Annotated in this window: 19 protein-coding genes; 10 read left to right on the top strand and 9 right to left on the bottom strand. The window is 60.9% G+C overall.

Annotation, left to right across the window (positions count from 1 at the left end; genetic code table 11):
• Window positions 1-139: 139 nt before the first annotated feature.
• A complete protein-coding gene (locus tag LIS66_RS16195) occupies window positions 140-856 on the top strand; it encodes an alpha/beta hydrolase (RefSeq protein ID WP_227972571.1) in 717 nt (238 codons plus the stop codon).
• Here LIS66_RS16195 and LIS66_RS16190 read toward each other — a convergent pair.
• Complete coding sequence (locus LIS66_RS16190; RefSeq protein WP_227972570.1) at window positions 846-1,403, bottom strand: hypothetical protein; 558 nt, start codon at window positions 1,401-1,403, stop codon at window positions 846-848. The two genes, LIS66_RS16195 and LIS66_RS16190, sit on opposite strands and share 11 nt — an antisense overlap.
• Window positions 1,404-1,487: 84 nt before the next feature.
• Entirely contained in the window at window positions 1,488-2,261 is a 774-nt protein-coding gene (locus LIS66_RS16185) for a hypothetical protein (protein ID WP_123419276.1), read from the bottom strand.
• A 145-nt stretch (window positions 2,262-2,406) separates the two neighbouring features.
• On the opposite strand from LIS66_RS16185, the gene LIS66_RS16180 reads away from it, so the two are divergent.
• Both LIS66_RS16180 and LIS66_RS16175 read left to right on the top strand, forming a co-directional pair.
• Window positions 2,407-2,943: a chalcone isomerase family protein gene (locus LIS66_RS16180; RefSeq protein ID WP_064363577.1), complete on the top strand. Its 537-nt coding sequence runs from the start codon at window positions 2,407-2,409 to the stop codon at window positions 2,941-2,943.
• A gap of 115 nt (window positions 2,944-3,058) precedes the next feature.
• Complete coding sequence (locus tag LIS66_RS16175; protein ID WP_042609290.1) at window positions 3,059-4,378, top strand: Nramp family divalent metal transporter; 1,320 nt, start codon at window positions 3,059-3,061, stop codon at window positions 4,376-4,378.
• A 111-nt stretch (window positions 4,379-4,489) separates the two neighbouring features.
• Here the strand turns inward: LIS66_RS16175 and LIS66_RS16170 are convergent, their stop codons facing one another.
• On the bottom strand, window positions 4,490-5,599 hold the full coding sequence (locus LIS66_RS16170; RefSeq protein WP_227972569.1) for a cytochrome P450: 1,110 nt from the start codon (window positions 5,597-5,599) through the stop codon (window positions 4,490-4,492).
• 79 nt (window positions 5,600-5,678) lie between these two features.
• Here LIS66_RS16170 and LIS66_RS16165 point away from each other — a divergent pair, with 79 nt between their 5' ends.
• The 3 genes from LIS66_RS16165 to LIS66_RS16155 all read left to right on the top strand — a co-directional run bounded on the left by LIS66_RS16165 (window position 5,679) and on the right by LIS66_RS16155 (window position 8,663).
• Window positions 5,679-6,431, top strand: a complete 753-nt coding sequence (locus tag LIS66_RS16165; protein ID WP_227972568.1) for an ArsR/SmtB family transcription factor — start codon at window positions 5,679-5,681, stop codon at window positions 6,429-6,431.
• Between the two features lie 112 nt (window positions 6,432-6,543).
• Window positions 6,544-7,764 carry a putative DNA modification/repair radical SAM protein gene (locus LIS66_RS16160; protein WP_042609293.1) on the top strand — a complete coding sequence of 407 codons (1,221 nt, stop codon included), beginning with the start codon at window positions 6,544-6,546 and terminating at the stop codon, window positions 7,762-7,764.
• Window positions 7,761-8,663: a TIGR03915 family putative DNA repair protein gene (locus LIS66_RS16155; protein ID WP_227972567.1), complete on the top strand. Its 903-nt coding sequence runs from the start codon at window positions 7,761-7,763 to the stop codon at window positions 8,661-8,663. Before LIS66_RS16160 ends, LIS66_RS16155 begins: the two co-directional genes overlap by 4 nt.
• Window positions 8,664-8,798: 135 nt before the next feature.
• Here LIS66_RS16155 and LIS66_RS16150 read toward each other — a convergent pair whose 3' ends face one another.
• From LIS66_RS16150 to LIS66_RS16130, 5 genes are all read right to left on the bottom strand, one after another.
• A complete protein-coding gene (locus LIS66_RS16150; protein ID WP_008086978.1) occupies window positions 8,799-9,818 on the bottom strand; it encodes a branched-chain amino acid aminotransferase in 1,020 nt (339 codons plus the stop codon).
• 226 nt (window positions 9,819-10,044) lie between these two features.
• Window positions 10,045-11,418, bottom strand: coding sequence for a dihydrolipoyl dehydrogenase (gene lpdA, locus LIS66_RS16145; protein WP_227972566.1), 1,374 nt, complete (start codon window positions 11,416-11,418; stop codon window positions 10,045-10,047).
• A 7-nt stretch (window positions 11,419-11,425) separates the two neighbouring features.
• On the bottom strand, window positions 11,426-12,697 hold the full coding sequence (locus LIS66_RS16140; protein WP_227972565.1) for a dihydrolipoamide acetyltransferase family protein: 1,272 nt from the start codon (window positions 12,695-12,697) through the stop codon (window positions 11,426-11,428).
• Window positions 12,698-13,756 carry an alpha-ketoacid dehydrogenase subunit beta gene (locus tag LIS66_RS16135; RefSeq protein WP_003224000.1) on the bottom strand — a complete coding sequence of 353 codons (1,059 nt, stop codon included), beginning with the start codon at window positions 13,754-13,756 and terminating at the stop codon, window positions 12,698-12,700.
• Between the two features lies 1 nt (window position 13,757).
• Entirely contained in the window at window positions 13,758-14,993 is a 1,236-nt protein-coding gene (locus LIS66_RS16130) for a 3-methyl-2-oxobutanoate dehydrogenase (2-methylpropanoyl-transferring) subunit alpha (protein ID WP_227972564.1), read from the bottom strand.
• Between the two features lie 185 nt (window positions 14,994-15,178).
• On the opposite strand from LIS66_RS16130, the gene bkdR reads away from it, so the two are divergent.
• Window positions 15,179-15,667 carry a Bkd operon transcriptional regulator BkdR gene (gene bkdR, locus LIS66_RS16125; protein WP_039762201.1) on the top strand — a complete coding sequence of 163 codons (489 nt, stop codon included), beginning with the start codon at window positions 15,179-15,181 and terminating at the stop codon, window positions 15,665-15,667.
• Between the two features lie 87 nt (window positions 15,668-15,754).
• Here bkdR and LIS66_RS16120 read toward each other — a convergent pair whose 3' ends face one another.
• Window positions 15,755-16,618 carry an MBL fold metallo-hydrolase gene (locus LIS66_RS16120; RefSeq protein ID WP_227972563.1) on the bottom strand — a complete coding sequence of 288 codons (864 nt, stop codon included), beginning with the start codon at window positions 16,616-16,618 and terminating at the stop codon, window positions 15,755-15,757.
• Window positions 16,619-16,711: 93 nt separating this feature from the next.
• On the opposite strand from LIS66_RS16120, the gene LIS66_RS16115 reads away from it, so the two are divergent.
• From LIS66_RS16115 to LIS66_RS16105, 3 genes are all read left to right on the top strand, one after another.
• Window positions 16,712-17,053: an ArsR/SmtB family transcription factor gene (locus LIS66_RS16115; protein WP_083352492.1), complete on the top strand. Its 342-nt coding sequence runs from the start codon at window positions 16,712-16,714 to the stop codon at window positions 17,051-17,053.
• A gap of 163 nt (window positions 17,054-17,216) precedes the next feature.
• Window positions 17,217-18,461 (top strand): NAD(P)/FAD-dependent oxidoreductase, encoded by a 1,245-nt coding sequence (locus LIS66_RS16110; RefSeq protein ID WP_227972562.1) that lies wholly within the window; start codon window positions 17,217-17,219, stop codon window positions 18,459-18,461.
• A 9-nt stretch (window positions 18,462-18,470) separates the two neighbouring features.
• Entirely contained in the window at window positions 18,471-19,271 is an 801-nt protein-coding gene (locus tag LIS66_RS16105) for a sulfite exporter TauE/SafE family protein (protein ID WP_064363566.1), read from the top strand.
• The last annotated feature ends 37 nt before the right edge of the window (window positions 19,272-19,308 follow it).

The raw sequence follows: 19,308 nt of genomic DNA, 5'->3' as shown, positions 1-19,308 counted from the left end.
CTCCTAGAGGGGGAACGCATTTCAACTGTGGGAGCGAGCCTGCTCGCGAAAGGGCCATCAGCCACACCACAAAATTTGGATCCTCCGCCGAGGATGTTAGGCTCCCCCGCGAACCCGACACTCTGTGAAGGAACGCTCCATGCTGAAACTATTCGCGCTGCTAACGCTGCTCGCATCCACCGCCGTCCACGCCCAAGCCACCCTGCAATCCGACCTGCCGCTCAAATACCTCGAACAGGTCCACGCCGATGCCGAACCTCGTCCGCTGGTGATTTTCCTGCACGGTTATGGCAGTAACGAGGCCGATCTGATCGGTATGAAATTTCAGCTGCCGGCGCAGTACAACTACCTTTCCGTGCGCGCGCCGATGAGTCTGGGTGAAGGACGTTACCAGTGGTTTCGCAAGAAGGGCGACGGTGCCTACAACGGCGAGACCGATGATCTGAAGGTCAGCGGCCAGCAGCTGCGCGACTTTATCGCTCAGGCGGCGAAGAAATATCACGCCGCGCCGGATAAGGTGTACCTGATCGGCTTCAGCCAGGGCGCGATGATGAGCTACGAAGTGGGCCTGCGCGCGCCAGCGGCCGTGGGCGGCTTTGCCGCGTTGAGCGGGCGCTTGTTGCCGGTGCTCAAGGCCGAACTCAAGCCCGGACAGGCGCCGCTGCCGCTGAGCATCTTTATCGGCCACGGCACCGCCGATGATCCGGTGCCTTACCGCCATGGCACCGAGGCCAACGCGCTACTGCAGAAACTCGATTACCAGCCCGAGTTTCACGCTTATCCGGGCGTCGGCCACAGCATCAGTGCGGCCGAATTGCGCGATCTGAATGGCTGGTTGCAGCGGCTCAATCCTTGACGATGGCTTTGACCAAGGCATCGTGAGTCTTCTTGTCGCTGGCGCGGGAAATCACCTGCACCAGCGCCATCTTCGTCCCTGAGCCGGCCAGTAGCGTGGTGTTCAGCGTCTGGCCACCGCCCTGGGTGGCGGTGCTGTCAACCTGGCGCAGGCCGAGGCCGGTGCCTTTCTGGGTCAGGCTTTTTTCGCTGAGCTTGTTGAAGTCCGGCAGCGCCTTGCGCTGATCGTCGATGAAACTCGACACGCTGCCGTCGAGGAATTCACTGTCGTTATTCTTGACGTTCTGCCCTGCGGGGATCTGGTTTTCCGCGGCGATGACCACGGTTTTGGTCGCCTGGTTGGTGTACATCGTGCCCTTGGCCCCGCTCGGGCTGGCGGGCAGCGGGTCGGCGACAAAGCCTTTGGGCAGGACAAAGGCAAACTTGCCGTCGAGCATCGAGACCTTCTCGGTTTTGCCTTTTTCCTTGGCGGCGTGCGCACTGATCGCACTGAATCCGGCGACGGCCGCCAACATCAGGATGACGGCTTTTTTGCTCAACAATGACATCTGAATCTCCGGGAATTGGTCGCGCGAGGCGGGCGATCATCCCACGGAGCGTGCCGGGGATTCCAGCACGATTCGTCCGGACGGTTATTGCGCTTGCGCCCTGGCCACTGGCCGCGCCAGCAGACGCCGGGTCACTCCCAGCATCGCGACCGAAACCGCCACGCCTACGGCAAAACCGCTGAGGCCCATGCTCGGCAACGTCAATGCCGACACCAGGCAGAATGCCGAAAACGAATACATGCCGGTCGCCGTTGCGCGCAGTAACGCGGCGGTAAACGCTGGGCCGCGGGTCTGTTGCGAGAACACCGCCATGACGCTGCCGAGCACCGGGAATACCGCGAGCAGGCCGCTCCAGCGTTCGCCAACGGTGCTGGCGAGCATCGTCACTACCAGCGTCAGCGCCGCGCCGGCAATCATCCGCCAGATCAGTTTGTCCGACTTCGGCGCCGGCCCGTTCAATACGGGTTGCACTTCAGGAAACAGGTAAGGCGATGCCAGCAGCGCTACCGCCGCAGCAATCACCGAGAACGGCAAGGATCCCGGAATCACCGATAACACCGCCGCCAGCACGCCCCAGACTGCCAGTGAAATCGTAAGTGCCCACGGCCAATTGGCGCGTTGCGCGACCTGGGCATAGGTGATGCAGAAGGCAATCATCGCGAACATTGCCGACAGCGCTGCCACCGCGGATTGCGCAGCGAACTGCGGGCCTTGTTCGATGGCGAGGAAAAACAGAATCGGCCCGACCACCACCGGCAAACCCGATAGCCATCCCGCCACGCTCGGGCCCCAGCGTTTGCCCGCCAGAGAAATCAGCAGGAGGAAACCGGGAATCAGCAGCAGTTTGAGAATCAGCACGCGGGTATCTCCGTCGGGTCAGGGTGAGCCACGTTAGCACTGCGCTGAGAAGATTGCTGCCTATGTGTGCAAAGTTTGTATACAAAATTTCAGGCGTGAATCCGGCTATGCTTGGAGCATCACGACGCGCGGAGACAAAACGGCGATGAACAGGACACCGAAGCTCGTCCGTGGCTGCTGTGGCATTGGCTTGTGGGCGCTACTGCTGACACCGACATGGGCCAGTTGGCAAGACGCCGTGCCCGGTGCGCAGATCATCGGCAGCGGCGATTTCAGTGTGTTCGGCTTCGATGTCTACAGTGCACGCCTGTGGAGTGCTGCGCGTCCGCTGGCGGCCGGCCAGCCCTTTGCCCTGGAGCTGATCTACCGCCGGGCGATCTCGCGCGATGATCTGGTCAGCACCAGCGTCGACGAAATCAAACGCCTTGGCGGCCCCCGCGTCAGTCCGGCGCAACTGGCCGACTGGCAGGTGCAGATGCAGCAATCGTTCGTCGATGTGCAGGCCGGCACGCGTATTACCGGTGTGTATCTGCCGGGGCAGGGTGCGCGATTTTTTATCGGTCAGAAGCTTCAGCATGAAATCGAAGATCCGCAATTTGCCAAGGCGTTTTTCGATATCTGGCTGGATCCGCGTACGCGCAGTCCTGAGTTGCGCGAGCAGTTGTTGGGCGTGAGTCAATAAGATCAGAAGATCGCATTCCACATGCGGGCGCCGCCAGCTGCGATCTCTTGCTCTTCAACGCTTTGTTCGAAACGACTAAGCTGCCGGGCTCCCGTGTTTGTTTCTGGATGTGTGCGTGAAATTCAGCTTGCCCAAAATCGCCACTGCGCCGTTTTGCCCGCCGGAAGTGGCCGGCAGTGTCGCGGTCGATCCGACTGCTTCATTCTTCAAGCGCGTGCTGCGTTTTGCCGGCCCCGGTTTGCTGGTGTCGATCGGCTACATGGATCCGGGCAACTGGGCCACCGCGATCGAGGCCGGATCGCGTTTTGGTTACAGCCTGTTGTTCGTGGTGCTGTTGGCGAGTCTGGCTGGCATGGTGGTGCAGTGCCTGTGCTCGCGGCTGGGCATCGCCACCGGCCGCGATCTGGCGCAACTGTCCCGCGAGCGCTACAGCACGCCGACCGCACGCCTGCAATGGGGGCTGGCGGAAATCTCGATCATCGCCACCGACCTCGCCGAAGTGCTTGGCTGCGCACTCGCGTTTCACTTGCTGCTCGGCTGTTCGCTGACTTTCGGCATCGCCCTGACCGCGTTCGACACACTGCTGGTGCTGGCCCTGCAGAACCGTGGTTTCCGCCGGCTCGAAGCGATCATGCTGGTGCTGGTCGCGACCATCGGCGTGTGTTTTTTCGTTGAGCTGTTGCTGATCAAACCTTACTGGCCGGACGTGGCGCAGGGCTTCACACCTTCGCTGTCGGCCATCGGCGATGCCGCACCGCTGTATCTGGCCATTGGCATCCTCGGCGCCACCGTCATGCCGCATAACCTTTACCTGCACACCTCGATCGTGCAGACGCGAATGATCGGCAAGGATCTGGCGAGCAAGCAGGATGCGGTGAAACTGGCGCGCATCGACACCATCGGTTCGCTGGCCCTGGCGCTGCTGGTCAATGCGGCAATCCTGATTCTCGCAGCGGCGGCGTTTCACCAGTCCGGGCACACCGATGTGGTCGACATTCAGGACGCCTATCACTTGCTCGATCCGCTGGTCGGCGGTGCGCTGGCGAGTGTGTTGTTCGGCGTGGCGCTGCTCGCGTCCGGACAGAGTTCGACCTTCACCGGGACCATCGCCGGGCAGGTGATCATGGAGGGCTATTTGAACCTGCGCATCCCGTGCTGGCAGCGGCGCCTGATCACCCGCGGGCTGGCGCTGATTCCGGCTTTTATCGGCGTGTGGCTGATGGGCGATAACGCGATCGGCAAGTTGCTGGTGTTGAGCCAGGTGGTGCTCAGCCTGCAACTGCCGTTTGCCTTGTACCCATTGATCCGCATGACCAATGACCGGCAATTGATGGGGCCGTTCGTCAATCGCTGGCCGACCCGTGTGCTGGCGTGGGGGCTGTTTGTGTTGATCAGTGGGGCGAACAGTTGGTTGATCTTGCAGTGGGCGGTTTGATTGTTGAGTTGCGGTGGATGTTTTGGCCTCTTCGCGAGCAGGCTCGCTCCCACAATGTTGAGTTCATCACTGGGCCAATGTGGGAGCGAGCCTGCTCGCGAAGACTGATCATCAGCCGCCGCTAATGTTGAACAGTGGAACCCGGCCATTGAGCGATGGCCTGTAATCCCAGCTCAGGCTATTCAGACCAAGGCCGCTGGCAAGGATTTGATTCAAAGTCGCCCCGGCAATACTCATCGCCAACGCTTGCCCCTGACACTGATGCCGACCACTGCCAAAACTGAAACTTCGACGGTTGGCGCGCTGCGGCACGAACTCCTCCGGCCGTTCATTCAGCGCCGGATCGCGATTGGCCGCGGCCAACAGCAGGAGAACTGCATCACCCGCTTCAAGCCGCACGCCATCGATTTCGCATGGGGCAGCAACAAAGCGTCGGGTGTTCTGTACGGGCGGGTCGAAGCGCTGAACTTCCGCCAATAGATTCTCTATCGGTGTTGCATGTAATTCAGGCTGGCGCTGCAACATTACCAACGCATTGCCGATCAGGCCGGCGCAGGCTTCGAATGTCTGCGAGCACAGGCCGATGAGGTTGGCGATCAATGTATCTTGATCGCCTTCGAAACGTTGGGTGATCCCCTGCAATAGCGCGCTGTTCATGTCGGGATCGGCCAACAATTCGATGAAATAACCGCGCAACTGCGTTGCTGCAGCATGCGCGGCGGCGAGTTGCAGGTCATTACTCAACGGTGACAGGCACGCGACGAAATCGGCGGTCAGTTCGCTGATCGTCCGGCTCTGCGCCGGCGTGAAGCCGAGCGACGTTGCGACCACGGCGACCGGGCCGCGGAACATTGCATTGTACAAACCGTCGGCATCCGCTGTGAACAGTCGGGCAGCAACCAGCTCACCTGCCTCGCTCTGATTGATCAGCCCCAGCGCCGGTTCGATGGCCGAGCGAGGGCAGCGCTGGCGCTCGCCGTCATTCATGCGCATCAGTCGGCCGAACACCTCGCCGGCCGGACCTTGCGCAATGGCTTGAGGCACCGGTTCCTGCACCGGGCGCACCCGGCAATCGGCGTGCGCCAGCACCGCACACACCGCCCGCGCGCTGCTGGCAACCCACAGTTGCAAATCCTCGTGAAAGGCCAGTCCGCCGCCAGCACGCAGCTCTGAATAGTAAGGATAGGGATCGGCGTGAGTCGCAGCGCGGAGCGGGTCCATGGTTGGCAGCCTTGTCAGCAGAGAAAGTGTTGCTACTATCTGCAGTCCTTGCAGGCGACGATTCGTCCGGGAGCGAACTATGCACGCAGAACATCAGGACATCGGCGTTTCCCAAGTGGCCGCCGCCATCGCCGAGCCGGCGCGAACGAAAATCCTCTGTTCGCTGATGGACGGCCACGCCCGAACTAGCACCGAATTGGCGACAATCGCCGAAGTCAGCGCCTCGACCGCCAGTGCGCACCTGGCGAAACTCAAGGATCTGGCACTGGTGCGCCTGCATGTGCAGGGCCGTCATCGCTATTACAGCCTTGCCGATCAGCGGGTGGCGCGAGCGCTGGAAGCGTTGATGGTGATTGGCCAGAATGCCGCGCCGACGTTCAAGGCGCACACCCCGGATCGCCTGCAATTCGCCCGCACGTGCTATGACCACATGGCCGGAACGCTGGCGGTGTTGTTGCATGACCGCTTGATTGCAGGCGGTTGGCTGGTGCAAACCGACGAGCAGGCGTATCGCCTGAGCGACAGTGGCGAGGCGTTGTTTCTCGGGCTGGGTATCGATGTGCGGGACCTGACGACTCTGCGCCGCAAGTTTGCCTGCCCGTGCCTCGACTGGAGCATGCGCCGGCCGCATCTCGGCGGCTCGCTGGGCGCGGCCTTGTTGCAAACGGCGCTGAAGCGCAAATGGGTGACGCAGGATCTGGACAGTCGGGCGTTGACGCTGACGACGCTGGGGCGCAGACAGATCAATGCGCGTTTCGGCTTTGAGTTGCCGTTGGACGGGCAGATCAAAAGATCGCAGCCTTTGCGTTCTGAGGGGTTTCATACTTCCTGACTGTCACCACCATCCCACAGGATTCACTGGCAGCCGACGAGGGGTCATCCATCGGCTTGTTTCACGGCGGTCGAGCCTATACTGTATATGCACACAGTAAAGAGTCCGTGCCATGCAAATCATCGACAAGCTCAGCATCCTCGCCGACGCCGCCAAGTACGACGCCTCCTGCGCCAGCAGCGGTGCGCCCAAGCGCAGCTCCGAGGGCAAGAGCGGGCTCGGTTCGACGGACGGCATGGGCATTTGCCACAGCTATACGCCGGACGGGCGCTGTGTGTCGTTGTTGAAGATTTTGCTGACCAACTTCTGCCTTTACGATTGCCAGTATTGCGTCAATCGCCGTTCCAGCGATGTGCCGCGTGCGCGCTTCACCCCTGAAGAAGTCGTCACGCTGACCATGGATTTCTACCGGCGCAACTGCGTCAGCGGCCTGTTTCTCAGCTCCGGGATCATTCGCTCGGCCGACTACACCATGGAGCAACTGGTGCGGGTGGCGAAGTTGCTCCGTGAAGAGCACGAGTTTCGCGGCTATATCCATCTCAAGACCATTCCGGAAGCCGATCCTGCCTTGATCGAGGAAGCGGGGCGTTACGCTGATCGCCTGAGCGTCAACATTGAATTGCCCACCGATGCCAGCCTGCAAACTCTGGCGCCGGAGAAAGACATCACTTCGATCAAACAAGCGATGAACACCATCTACACTGGCGTGCAGACCGTATTGAACGAGCCGCGCTCGGCCAGGTTCGCACCGGCCGGACAAAGTACCCAACTGATCGTCGGTGCCGATGACACCGATGACAGCACCATCCTCCACAGCGCCCAATCGCTGTATGGCAACTTCAGCCTGCGGCGGGTCTATTATTCGGCGTTCAGCCCGATCCCCGACAGCCCGAAAAGCGTACCGCTCGCCGCGCCGCCGCTGATGCGCGAGCATCGCTTGTATCAGGCCGATTTCCTCCTGCGCAGCTACGGCTATCGCGCGGACGAACTGCTCAAAGGCCCGGGAAACCTGGCGCTCGACATCGATCCCAAGCTGGCCTGGGCCTTGGAGAATCGCGAGGTGTTCCCGCTGGACCTGAACCATGCCGATGCGTCGCTGATCGCGCGGATTCCCGGCATCGGCTTGCGCACCACCGAACGCCTGGTCGAGCTGCGTCGTCAGCGGCGGATCCGTTACGAAGACGTGGCGCGAATGCGTTGTGTGCTGGCCAAGGCCAAGCCGTTCATTATCACCAGTGACTATCACCCGCAGCAGGCGGAAGTCACCAGCCACATGCTCTATCAGCAATTGCGCGACCGGCCGATGCCGCAGCAGATGGGGTTGTGGGGATGATCAGTCTGGATTGTGACGATGTGTTCGACACCTGGCGCCAGCAGGCGCGCTGGTTGCTCAGTCATGAAGTCGATCCGAGTCTGGTGAGCTGGGCGGCGGAAGGGGTGGGCGATCTGTTTGCCAGTGATGAACAGGTGCCCGAAGGCCAGGGGCCGTTTCAGGCGCGTATTCCGCGCGCGCTGCTCGACACCCTCGAACAGGCGGCGCGCTATCGCGGCGAGCAACGCTGGAGCCTGTTGTATGAAGTGCTATGGCGCGTCAGCCATGGCGACCGCACGGCGATGATGGCCGGCGACAAGCTTGGCAGTGAGTTGCAGCGACGCATCAAGCAGGTCAGCCGCGAGGCCCATCATCTGCATGCCTTTGTGCGTTTCATCGAACGCCCAAAGGATCTCCCCGGGCCGCAATATGTGGCGTGGCACGAACCGGCGCATGACATTTTGCACAGCGCCAGCGAGCACTTCATCGGGCGAATGGGCCAGCATCGCTGGTTGATCGCCACGCCGCGCGACGGTGTGTATTACGACGGTGAGCAATTGATTCACGAGCGGCAGTGCCCGATCGAATGGCAGCAACTGGCGCAGAACGTCGACGATCCCCATGGCGATTTGTGGTTGACTTACTACAGCCACATATTCAATCCGGCACGGTTGAATCCGAAGGTCATGCAAGGGCATCTGCCGGTGCGGTTCTGGAAGAATCTACCGGAGGGTGAGTTGATCCCGGGATTGATTACCCAAGCGCGAATGGGCAAGCAGCAGAATGGGCAGGCGAGCGGGATTTCGAGTCGCTCGGGCAAGCGCATTGCCGCCAAAAATCAAAAGCAATCCCTCACCCCAGCCCTCTCCCAGAGGGAGAGGGGGCCGACCGAGGTGTTCTCCCGTTCTACACCGACTTGAAAGTTCGCGTCGAACTCGGGTTTTGAAAAGCACAAAAGATCTCCAGCCTTACACAAACAAAACCAACAACCACAATCAAAAAAGCCCCCCACCAATCACTCGGTGGAGGGCTTTTGAGCATCCGCAGTCGTCAGATCAAACCTTGACGATCCAGCCCGCAGGCGCTTCGATGTCGCCGGTCTGCACGCCAGTCAGCTCTTTGTAGAGCTTCTGGGTCACCGGGCCCACCTCGGTTTCGCTGTGGAACACATGCAGGTGATCGTTGTAGCTGATGCCGCCAATCGGCGTGATCACGGCAGCGGTACCGCAGGCACCGGCTTCCTTGAAGTCCGACAGCTTGTCGATCAGCACGTCGCCTTCAACCACTTCCAGGCCCAGGCGCGATTTCGCCAGTTCGATCAGCGACAGGCGGGTGATGCCTGGCAGCACCGACGGCGAGTTCGGGGTGATGAACTTGTTGTCGTGGGTGATCCCGAAGAAGTTGGCCGAACCGACTTCCTCGATCTTGGTGTGGGTCATCGGATCGAGGTAGATCGCGTCAGCGAAGTTGGCTTTCTTGGCTTTCGAGCCCGGCATCAGGCTGGCGGCATAGTTGCCACCGACCTTGGCCGCGCCGGTGCCTTGTGGGGCTGCGCGGTCGTAGCTGGAGATCTGGAAGTTGTGCGGAGTCAGGCCGCCCTTGAAGTAGGCGCCGACCGGAATGCAGAAGATCGAGAAGATGAACTCGGGCGCGGTGCGTACGCCGATGTTGTCACCCACGCCGATCACGAACGGGCGCAGGTACAGCGCGCCGCCGGTGCCGTACGGCGGGATGAAACGCTCGTTGGCGCGAACCACGGCTTTGCAGGCTTCGATGAACTGCTCGGTGTCGACCGTTGGCATCAGCAGGCGCGCGCAGCTGCGTTGCATGCGCAGGGCGTTCTGGTCCGGACGGAACAGGTTGATCGAACCGTCCTTGCAGCGATAGGCCTTCATGCCTTCGAAGCACTGCTGACCATAGTGAAGGGCGGTGGAGCCTTCGCTGATGTGCAGGACGTTATCTTCGGTCAGGGTGCCTTTGTCCCACTCGCCATCGCGAAAGTACGACAGATAGCGCTTGTCGGTCTTGATGTAGTCAAAACCCAGCTTGTCCCAATTGATGCTTTCGTTACCCATGACACCCTCTATCACTGAACAACCGCCGAAACGGTTCAAGGCTTCTGACGTTTTTTTGGATGGGCACAACAATACTTCATTCTTGAGCGGTTTCGCAGCCCGGACTATCGGATGAGCGACAGATAGACCGCCTCAGCCTCAGGAATTCGCGAGCAGGCTCGCTCCCACAGGTCGAACGCATTTCAAATGTGGGAGCGAGCCTGCTCGCGAATAAAGTCGCTATGACTCACAGATGCAGCGCATGCCCCAACGCACGCAACGCCGCTTCCTGCACCGCCTCACCCAGGGTCGGATGGGCATGAATGGTGCCGCCGATGTCTTCCAGCCGCGCGCCCATTTCCAGGCTTTGCGCAAATGCCGTCGACAATTCCGACACGCCGACGCCCACCGCTTGCCAGCCGACAATCACATGGTTGTCGCGACGCGCGACTACACGCACGAAGCCGCTTTTCGATTCCAGGGTCATCGCCCGACCATTGGCAGCGAACGGAAAGCTGGAAACAATGCAGTCCAGCCCGGCTGCGGTGGCTTCGTCGGGAGTCTTGCCGACTACCACCAGTTCCGGGTCGGTAAAGCATACGGCGGCGATCGCGGTCGGATTGAATTCACGGCTTTTGCCGCTGATCAGCTCGGCAACCATCTCGCCCTGGGCCATGGCGCGGTGAGCGAGCATCGGTTCGCCGCTCACGTCACCAATGGCGTAGACGTTGCGCATGCTGGTCTGGCAGCGGCTGTCGATCCTGATGGCCGAACCGTTCATGTCCAGATTCAGCGCTTCGAGATTGAAGCCCTGGGTGTTGGGCCTGCGACCGACCGCGACCAGCACCTGATCGGTTTCCAGATTCAGGGTGTCGCCTTGCGGATCGCGCACCTGCAACGTGCCGTCGAAACCCAGCACGCTGTGTTTCAGATACAGCTTCACGCCCAGTTGCTTCAATGCGTCATGCACCGGTTGCGTCAGTTCAGCATCGTAAGCGGGCAAGATACGGTCCTGCGCCTCGACCACACTGACCTCGGCGCCGAGCTTGCGATAAGCGATGCCCAGCTCCAGACCGATGTATCCGCCGCCGACCACGATCAGGCGTTTCGGTGCAGACGTCGGCGCCAGCGCTTCGGTGGAGGAGATGATCGGCCCGCCAATCGGCAGGATCGGCAGGTTGACGCTGGTCGAACCGGTGGCCAGCACCAGATGCTCACACTGAATGCGCGTATCGCCGACTTCCACGGTTTTGCCGTCGATGATCTTCGCCCAGCCGTTGATGACCTGGACCTTGTTCTTCTTCAGCAGCGCAGCGACGCCGGTGGTCAGGCGATCAACGATACCGTCCTTCCACTCGACGCTTTTGCTGATGTCGAGGGTCGGCGCGGAAACATTGATGCCCAACGCCGAATGCTGGCTGTGATGCTGCGTCTGGTGAAACTGCTCAGCCACATGAATCAGCGCCTTCGACGGAATGCAGCCGACGTTCAGGCAGGTACCGCCCAACGACTGGCCTTCGACCAGAATGGTCGGAATGCCCAGTTGCCCGGCGCGGATCGCCGTAACGTAACCGCCGGGGCCGCCGCCGATGATCAGCAGCGTAGTGTTCAGAGATTGCATGCGCGCCTTACTCCACAAACAAAGTGGCAGGTTGTTCGAGCAAGCCACGAATGGCCTGGATGAAGAGTGCCGCGTCCATGCCGTCGACCACGCGGTGATCGAACGAGCTGGAGAGGTTCATCATCTTGCGGATCACCACTTGGCCTTTGACCACCATGGGCCGCTCGACGATTTTGTTCACACCGACGATGGCCACTTCCGGCAGGTTCAGCACCGGCGTGCTGACAATGCCGCCCAATGCGCCGAGGCTGGTCAGGGTGATAGTCGAACCGGACAGCTCATCGCGGCTGGCCTTGCCATTGCGCGCGGCGTTGGCCAAACGTGAAATCTCCGCGGCACTGTCCCACAGGCTGCGGGCTTCGGCGTGACGCACGACCGGCACCATCAAGCCAACATCGCTTTGTGTGGCGACACCGACATGTACCGCTCCGAGGCGAGTGATGACCTGAGCTTCGTCGTCATAACGGGCGTTCATCTGCGGGAAGTCGCGCAGGGCCACAACCAGAGCGCGGACGAGGAACGGCAGCAAGGTCAACTTGCCACGGCTGGCGCCGTGTTTCTCATTCAGATGGGCGCGCAGTTCTTCGATCGCGGTGACATCGATTTCCTCGACGTAGCTGAAGTGCGCGGCACGTTGCGTGGCGTCCTGCATGCGCTGAGCAATCTTGCGGCGCATGCCGATGACTTGAATCTGTTCTTCGTCATTACGTTGAGCGTACGCGGCGGCAACGGGTGCCGAAGCGTTCGACTGACCTTGCGCCAGATAGGCCTCAAGGTCTTCGTGCAGCACACGACCGGCCGGGCCGGAGCCGCGCACCAGACGCAATTGAATACCCAGATCCAGCGCATGTTTGCGCACGGCGGGCGATGCGAGGGGGCGTTCGTCTGCTTCGCGAGCAACCATCGGGCCTTGGCAAACAGGCGCAGGGCGCGGCGCGGCTGCAGCAGGTTTGCTCTCAGCAACAACGGCTTCAACTTTCGGCGCGACAGGCTCTTTATCGACAACAGGTGCGGCGGACTCTTTAAGATTGCCAGCCCCCTCGACCTCGATGCTGATCAACACACTGCCGACCGCCATCACTTCACCCGGCTGACCGCCGAGGGCAATGACTTTGCCATGTACTGGCGAGGGGATATCGACCATCGCCTTGTCGGTCATCACGTCCGCCAGCACCTGATCTTCTACGACCAGGTCGCCAACCTTGACGTGCCACTGCGACAGTTCTACTTCTGCGATGCCTTCGCCGATGTCCGGCATCTTGATAACGTGCGTGCCCATTCAGACCTCCATGACCCGTTTCAACGCCGCGCCCACTCGGGACGGCCCTGGGAAATACGCCCACTCCTGCGCGTGCGGGTAGGGGGTGTCCCAACCGGTGACGCGCTCGATCGGCGCTTCCAGGTGATGGAAGCAGTGCTCTTGCACCAGCGACACCAGCTCGGCGCCGAAACCGCAGGTGCGCGTGGCTTCGTGAACCACCACGCAGCGACCGGTTTTCTTCACCGACTTGACGATGGTTTCCAGATCCAGCGGCCACAGGCTGCGCAGGTCGATGACTTCGGCATCGACGCCGGACTCTTCGGCAGCGACTTGCGAGACATACACGGTGGTGCCATAGGTCAGCACCGTCACGTCCTTGCCCGGACGAGTGATCGCGGCAACGTCCAGCGGCACGGTGTAGTAGCCGTCCGGCACCTGGGCTTGCGGGTGTTTCGACCACGGGGTTACCGGGCGGTCGTGGTGGCCGTCGAACGGGCCGTTGTACAGGCGTTTCGGCTCAAGGAAGATCACCGGGTCATCGTTTTCGATGGAGGCGATCAGCAGGCCTTTGGCGTCATACGGGTTGGATGGCATGACGGTGCGCAGACCGCAGACCTGAGTGAACATCGCCTCGATGCTCTGGCTGTGAGTCTGGCCGCCATAGATGCCGCCGCCGCAGGGCATGCGCAGGGTCATCGGTGCGGTGAACTCGCCGGCCGAGCGATAACGCAGACGCGCCGCTTCGGAAATGATCTGGTCGGAGGCAGGGTAGACGTAGTCGGCGAATTGGATTTCGGCGACCGGACGCAGTCCGTAGGCGCCCATGCCGACAGCCACGCCGACGATGCCGCTTTCCGAAATCGGCGCGTCGAACACCCGCGAGGTGCCGTACTTGGTCTGCAGGCCTTCGGTACAGCGGAACACGCCGCCGAAGTAACCGACGTCCTGCCCGAAGACGACGACGTTGTCATCGCGCTCAAGCATCACATCCATGGCCGAGCGCAGGGCCTGGATCATGGTCATGGTGGTCGTGGTCATGGCGGTTTCCAACTGAATATTGTTGTTGTGATCGTTCATGTCAGATCCCCAACTGCTGACGCTGGCGCTTCAAGTGCTCCGGCATCTCTTTGTAGACGTCTTCGAACATGGTCGCGGCGCTCGGGATCTGGCCGCCGGCGAGGGTGCCGTACTGTTCGGCCTGTTTCTGCGCGGCAATCACTTCGGCTTCGAGTTCGGCGCTGACGGCGGCGTGTTCTTCCTCCGACCAGTGGCCGGCCTTGATCAGGTGCTGTTTCAGACGCGTGATCGGATCGCCAAGGGGGAAGTGGCTCCAGTCATCGGCAGGGCGGTATTTGGATGGATCGTCGGAGGTCGAGTGCGGGCCGGCGCGGTAGGTGACCCATTCGATCATGGTCGGGCCGAGGTTGCGTCGGGCGCGTTCGGCAGCCCAGGCGGAAGCGGCGTAGACCGCGTAGAAATCGTTGCCATCGACCCGCAGCGAGGCGATGCCGCAACCGACGCCGCGCCCGGCGAAAGTGGTGGCTTCACCGCCAGCGATAGCCTGGAAGGTCGAGATCGCCCACTGGTTGTTCACGACGTTGAGGATCACCGGCGCGCGATAGACGTGAGCGAAGGTGAGGGCGGTGTGGAAGTCCGATTCGGCGGTGGCGCCGTCACCGATCCACGCCGAGGCGATTTTCGTATCGCCCTTGATCGCCGAGGCCATGCCCCAGCCGACGCCCTGAATGAACTGGGTGGCGAGGTTGCCGGAAATGGTGAAGAACCCGGCGTCCTTGACCGAGTACATGATCGGCAACTGGCGTCCCTTGAGCGGATCGCGCTCGTTGGACAGCAACTGGCAGATCAGGTCGACCAGCGGCACCTCGCGGGCCATGAGAATGCTTTGCTGGCGGTAGGTCGGGAAGCACATGTCGTCGATGTTCAGCGCCAGAGCCTGAGCGCTGCCGATGGCTTCCTCGCCAAGGCTCTGCATGTAGAACGACATCTTTTTCTGCCGCTGGGCGACGACCATGCGGTTGTCGTAGATGCGCGTCTTGAGCATCGCGCGCATGCCTTTGCGCAGGATCTCGACCGGCACGTTTTCAGCCCATGGGCCGAGGGCGTTGCCCTGGTCGTCGAGCACGCGAATCAGGCCACGGGCCAGGTCGGCGGTGTCAGCAGGTTCTACATCGACAGGAGGTTTGCGCACCGTACCGGCATCGGTCAGATGCAGGTAGGAAAAGTCGGTTTTACAGCCGGGACGGCCCGAGGGTTCAGGGACGTGCAGGCGCAGCGGTTCATACGCTTGGGTCATGGCTTCTACGCTCGATCTTGTGAATTTCTTGTAGTGAGCTGGCAGTCATTCCTGGGTAGAGGAAATCTTGTCCTACAACAATCATAGGCGCGGGCAAGAAGAATATTTCTCTGTGTTTCGTTGCGCTGGCGACCATTTGCAGATAGAAATTCTGCATAAACATAAAAAACAGGTGGTTTTGTCTCATGCGCAAACTGGACCGTACCGACATCGGCATTCTCAATAGCCTTCAGGAGAACGCGCGCATCACAAATGCCGACCTCGCCCGTTCGGTGAATCTGTCACCGACGCCATGCTTCAACCGGGTCAAGGCGATGGAGGAACTGGGCCTGATTCGCGAACAGGTCACGCTGCTGGATGCCGACCTGCTGGGGCTGCACGTGAACGTGTTCATTCACGTCAGCCTGGAGAAACAGGTGGAGGAGGCGCTGCAGCATTTCGAGGAAGCGATCTCCGATCGGCCCGAGGTGATGGAGTGTTATCTGATGGCGGGCGACCCGGACTACCTGATCCGCGTGCTGGTGCCAAGCATCCAGTCGCTGGAGCGCTTCATGATGGATTTTCTGACCAAGGTTCCCGGCGTGGCGAATATTCGTTCGAGCTTTGCGCTGAAGCAGGTGCGTTATAAGACCGCGTTGCCGTTGCCGGCTAATGGATTGACGTTGGGAACCTGAAGATCAAAAGATCGCAGCCTTCGGCAGCTCCTACAGTTGCACCGTATTCCAAATGTAGGAGCTGCCGAAGGCTGCGATTTTTTGACGTTAAAGTTTGTTGAGCGGGATCTTCAGGTAAACCACGCCGTTGTCTTCCGCCGTTGGCATATTCCCCGCCCGCACGTTCACCTGAATCGCCGGCAACAATAACGTCGGCATGCCCAATCCGGCATCACGCTGGGTACGCATCTCGACGAACGCGGCTTCATCGATCCCGTCATGCACATGAATATTGCTTTTGCGCTGTTCGCCGACCGTGGTCTGGCACTGCGAAGCGCGCCCTTCAGGCGGGTAATCGTGACACACGTAAAGCTTCACGCTGGCCGGAAAAGCCAGCAACTTCTGGATCGACCTGAACAATTGCTGGGCATTGCCACCGGGGAAATCACAGCGCGCGGTGCCGACGTCGGGCATGAACAGCGTGTCGCCAACGAGGATCTGCTCGCCGTCGATCACGTAAGCCATGTCCGCTGGGGTATGGCCGGGGACGTGCAGGGCGGTGGCCTTGAGGTTGCCGATCATGAACGATTCGTTCGGCGCAAACAGGTGATCGAACTGTGAGCCGTCGATACGAAATTCCGGCTCGAGGTTGAACAGCGCCTTGAACACATTCTGCACCTTGCTGATCGATTCGCCGATGGCGATCTTGCCGCCCAGCTCGCGACGCAAGTACGGCGCAGCGGACAAATGATCGGCATGGGCGTGGGTTTCCAGCAGCCATTGCACCTGCAGCCGGTGCGCACGGACGAAGGCGATGATCCTGTCCGCCTGCTCGGTGCCGGTGCGCCCGGCGGCGCCGTCGTAATCGAGCACCGGGTCAACGATTGCGCAGTGTCCGCCGTCGGCTTCATAGACCACGTAGCTGAAGGTCGAAGAGGCGGGGTCGAGGAACGCTTCAATCAGGGCGGGCATGGCAAAAAACCTGTGCTGGGGAATTTCGGGTTGCAACACTTTATGTAAAAACATAATGTTCGCAGCTTAAGTGACCTTCAAGGCCTCGTGCAAATGCAATCCAGTCTGACCGAATGTGAAGTCGCCCAACTGCGTGCCTCGGCCTCCAAAGCCTGCGCGCTGCTCAAGGCCCTCGCCAATGAGGATCGCCTGCTGATTCTCTGTCAACTGACCCAGGGCGAACGCAACGTCGGTGAACTGGAAACCATGACCGGCGTACGCCAGCCGACGCTGTCCCAGCAACTGGGCATTTTGCGTGACGAAGGGCTGGTCGCGACCCGCCGTGAAGGCAAGTACATTTTCTATGGCCTGGCCAGTCACGAAGTGATTCAGGTGATGAAGACCCTCTCGGGGCTCTATTGCGGAGCAGTACTCAAGAGCTGGGAACAGCAATAAATGCCAGCCCCCACACGCCCCTTGTAGGAGTGAGCCTGCTCGCGATAGCGGTGAAACAGTCAATGAAGATGTCGGCTGGTACACCGCTATCGCGAGCAGGCTCATTCCTACAGGTTTTGTGTGAAGGCTGAGAAATCCTTGCGTGCAGCAAAAGGAACAAGCAATGAACGATCAACACTGGGGCCCATCCATCAGTGCGGACATCGTGGTCATCGGCGGCGGGACGGCCGGCATCGGTTTTGTCGCCAGTCTGCTCAAGCGTGGCCCGCACCTCAACGTCACGGTCATCGAACCCAGTTCACAGCACTACTATCAACCGGCCTGGACGTTGGTTGGCGGTGGCGCATTTGATGTGAAAGACACCGTCAGGCCGATGAGCAAAGTCATGCCGCGTCAGGCAACGTGGATTCAGGCGAGCGTCAGCGCCATTGACCCGGCTCAGCGTCAACTTACCCTCGATGATCAGCGCACCGTCAGCTACCAGAACCTGATCGTCTGTCCCGGCCTGCGCCTGGCCTGGGAGAGAATCGAAGGCTTGCAGGAAAGCCTCGGCCAGCACGGTGTCACCTCGAACTACAGCTACCAACATGCCCAGTACACCTGGGATCAAGTGCAGAAACTGCGCGATGGCCGGGCGCTGTTCACCCAGCCGGCGATGCCGATCAAATGCGCCGGCGCGCCACAAAAAGCCCTGTATCTCTCCTGCGATCACTGGCGCAAATCCGGGGTGCTGCGCAACATCAATGTTGAATTCAACCTGGCCGGCGCCGCGCTGTTCGGCGTGCCGACGTTCGTGCCGCCGCTGATGAAGTACATCGAACAGTACAACGCGCAACTGGCCTTCAACTCCAATCTGGTCAAGGTCGACGGCCCGGCAAAAACCGCGTGGTTCGAGATCAAGGACGCCGACGGCAACGTCACCCGCGAGACGAAAAGCTTCGATCTGCTCCACGTCGTGCCGCCGCAGGTTTCGCCGGACTTCATCGCGCAAAGCGCTCTGGCCGACGCCGCCGGCTGGTGCGAAGTCAACCCGCACACCCTGCAACATCCGCGTTATCCCGAAGTGTTCGCACTCGGCGATATCTGCGGCACCAGCAACGCGAAAACTGCAGCGGCGGTGCGCAAGCAGATTGTCGTCGTTGCGCAAAACCTCCTGGCCGCGCGCAAACAACAGCCGCTGCCGCTGAAGTACGACGGCTACGGCTCGTGCCCGCTGACGGTGGAGAAGGGCAAGGTGATCCTTGCCGAGTTCGGCTATGGCGGCAAACTGCTGCCGACCTTCCCGCTGGATCCGACCGTGCCGCGGCGATCGGCGTGGTGGCTGAAAGCGACACTGCTGCCGTGGTTCTACTGGCACGGCATGCTCAAGGGCCGCGAGTGGTTGACGCGTCTGTCCAGGGTCGACTGAGAAAACCCTATGTTGCTGGCAAGTCTGTTTGGCGTGGTGATGGGGTTGGTGCTCGGTCTGACCGGCGCGGGCGGCGGGATTCTCGCGGTGCCGGCGCTGGTGCTCGGGCTTGGCTGGACGATGACGCAAGCGGCGCCGGTGGCCTTGTTTGCGGTCGGCAGCGCGGCAGCGGTCGGGGCAATCGATGGTTTGCGCCATGGCCTGGTCCGTTACCGCGCGGCGCTATTGATTGCGGCCCTGGGCGCGGTGTTTTCGCCGCTGGGAATCTACTTCGCGCATCAGTTGCCGGAGAAGGTTCTGATGATCCTGTTCAGTCTGCTGATGGTCATGGTTGCCTGGCGAATGTTCAGAAGAGACCGTCAGCAAGCGGGGCCGAGCGATCACGGGCATGCCAGTTGGGGCCAGAAGAACTGCATGCTCAACGAGCAGACCGGGCGCTTCGACTGGACCGCCAAATGCACCGCAACTCTCGCCGCACTGGGGGCGATTACCGGTGTGGTCTCGGGATTGCTTGGCGTCGGTGGCGGGTTCCTGATCGTGCCGGCGTTCAAGCAACTGACCGATGTGCAGATGCGTGGAATTGTTGCGACATCGTTGATGGTGATCAGTCTGATTTCAGCGATCGGGGTGATCGGCTCGTTGCATGCGGGCGTACGCATCGATAGCCAGGGCGCCGCGTTCATCGTCGCGAGCATCGTCGGCATGATCATCGGCCGCAGGCTTTGCGCACGGGTGCCGGCGCGGGCGTTGCAGGTGGGGTTTGCCAGTGTCTGTCTGGTGGTGGCAGCCTGCATGCTTTTTCGGACCTGAAACACTTCTGTGGCGAGGGAGCTTGCTCCCGCTGGAC

The organism is Pseudomonas sp. HN2, from assembly GCF_020736465.1.
Lineage (GTDB): Bacteria > Pseudomonadota > Gammaproteobacteria > Pseudomonadales > Pseudomonadaceae > Aquipseudomonas > Aquipseudomonas moraviensis_A.
Note: the sequence above shows the minus strand (reverse complement) of the source record. Positions and strands in the feature narration are given on the sequence as shown.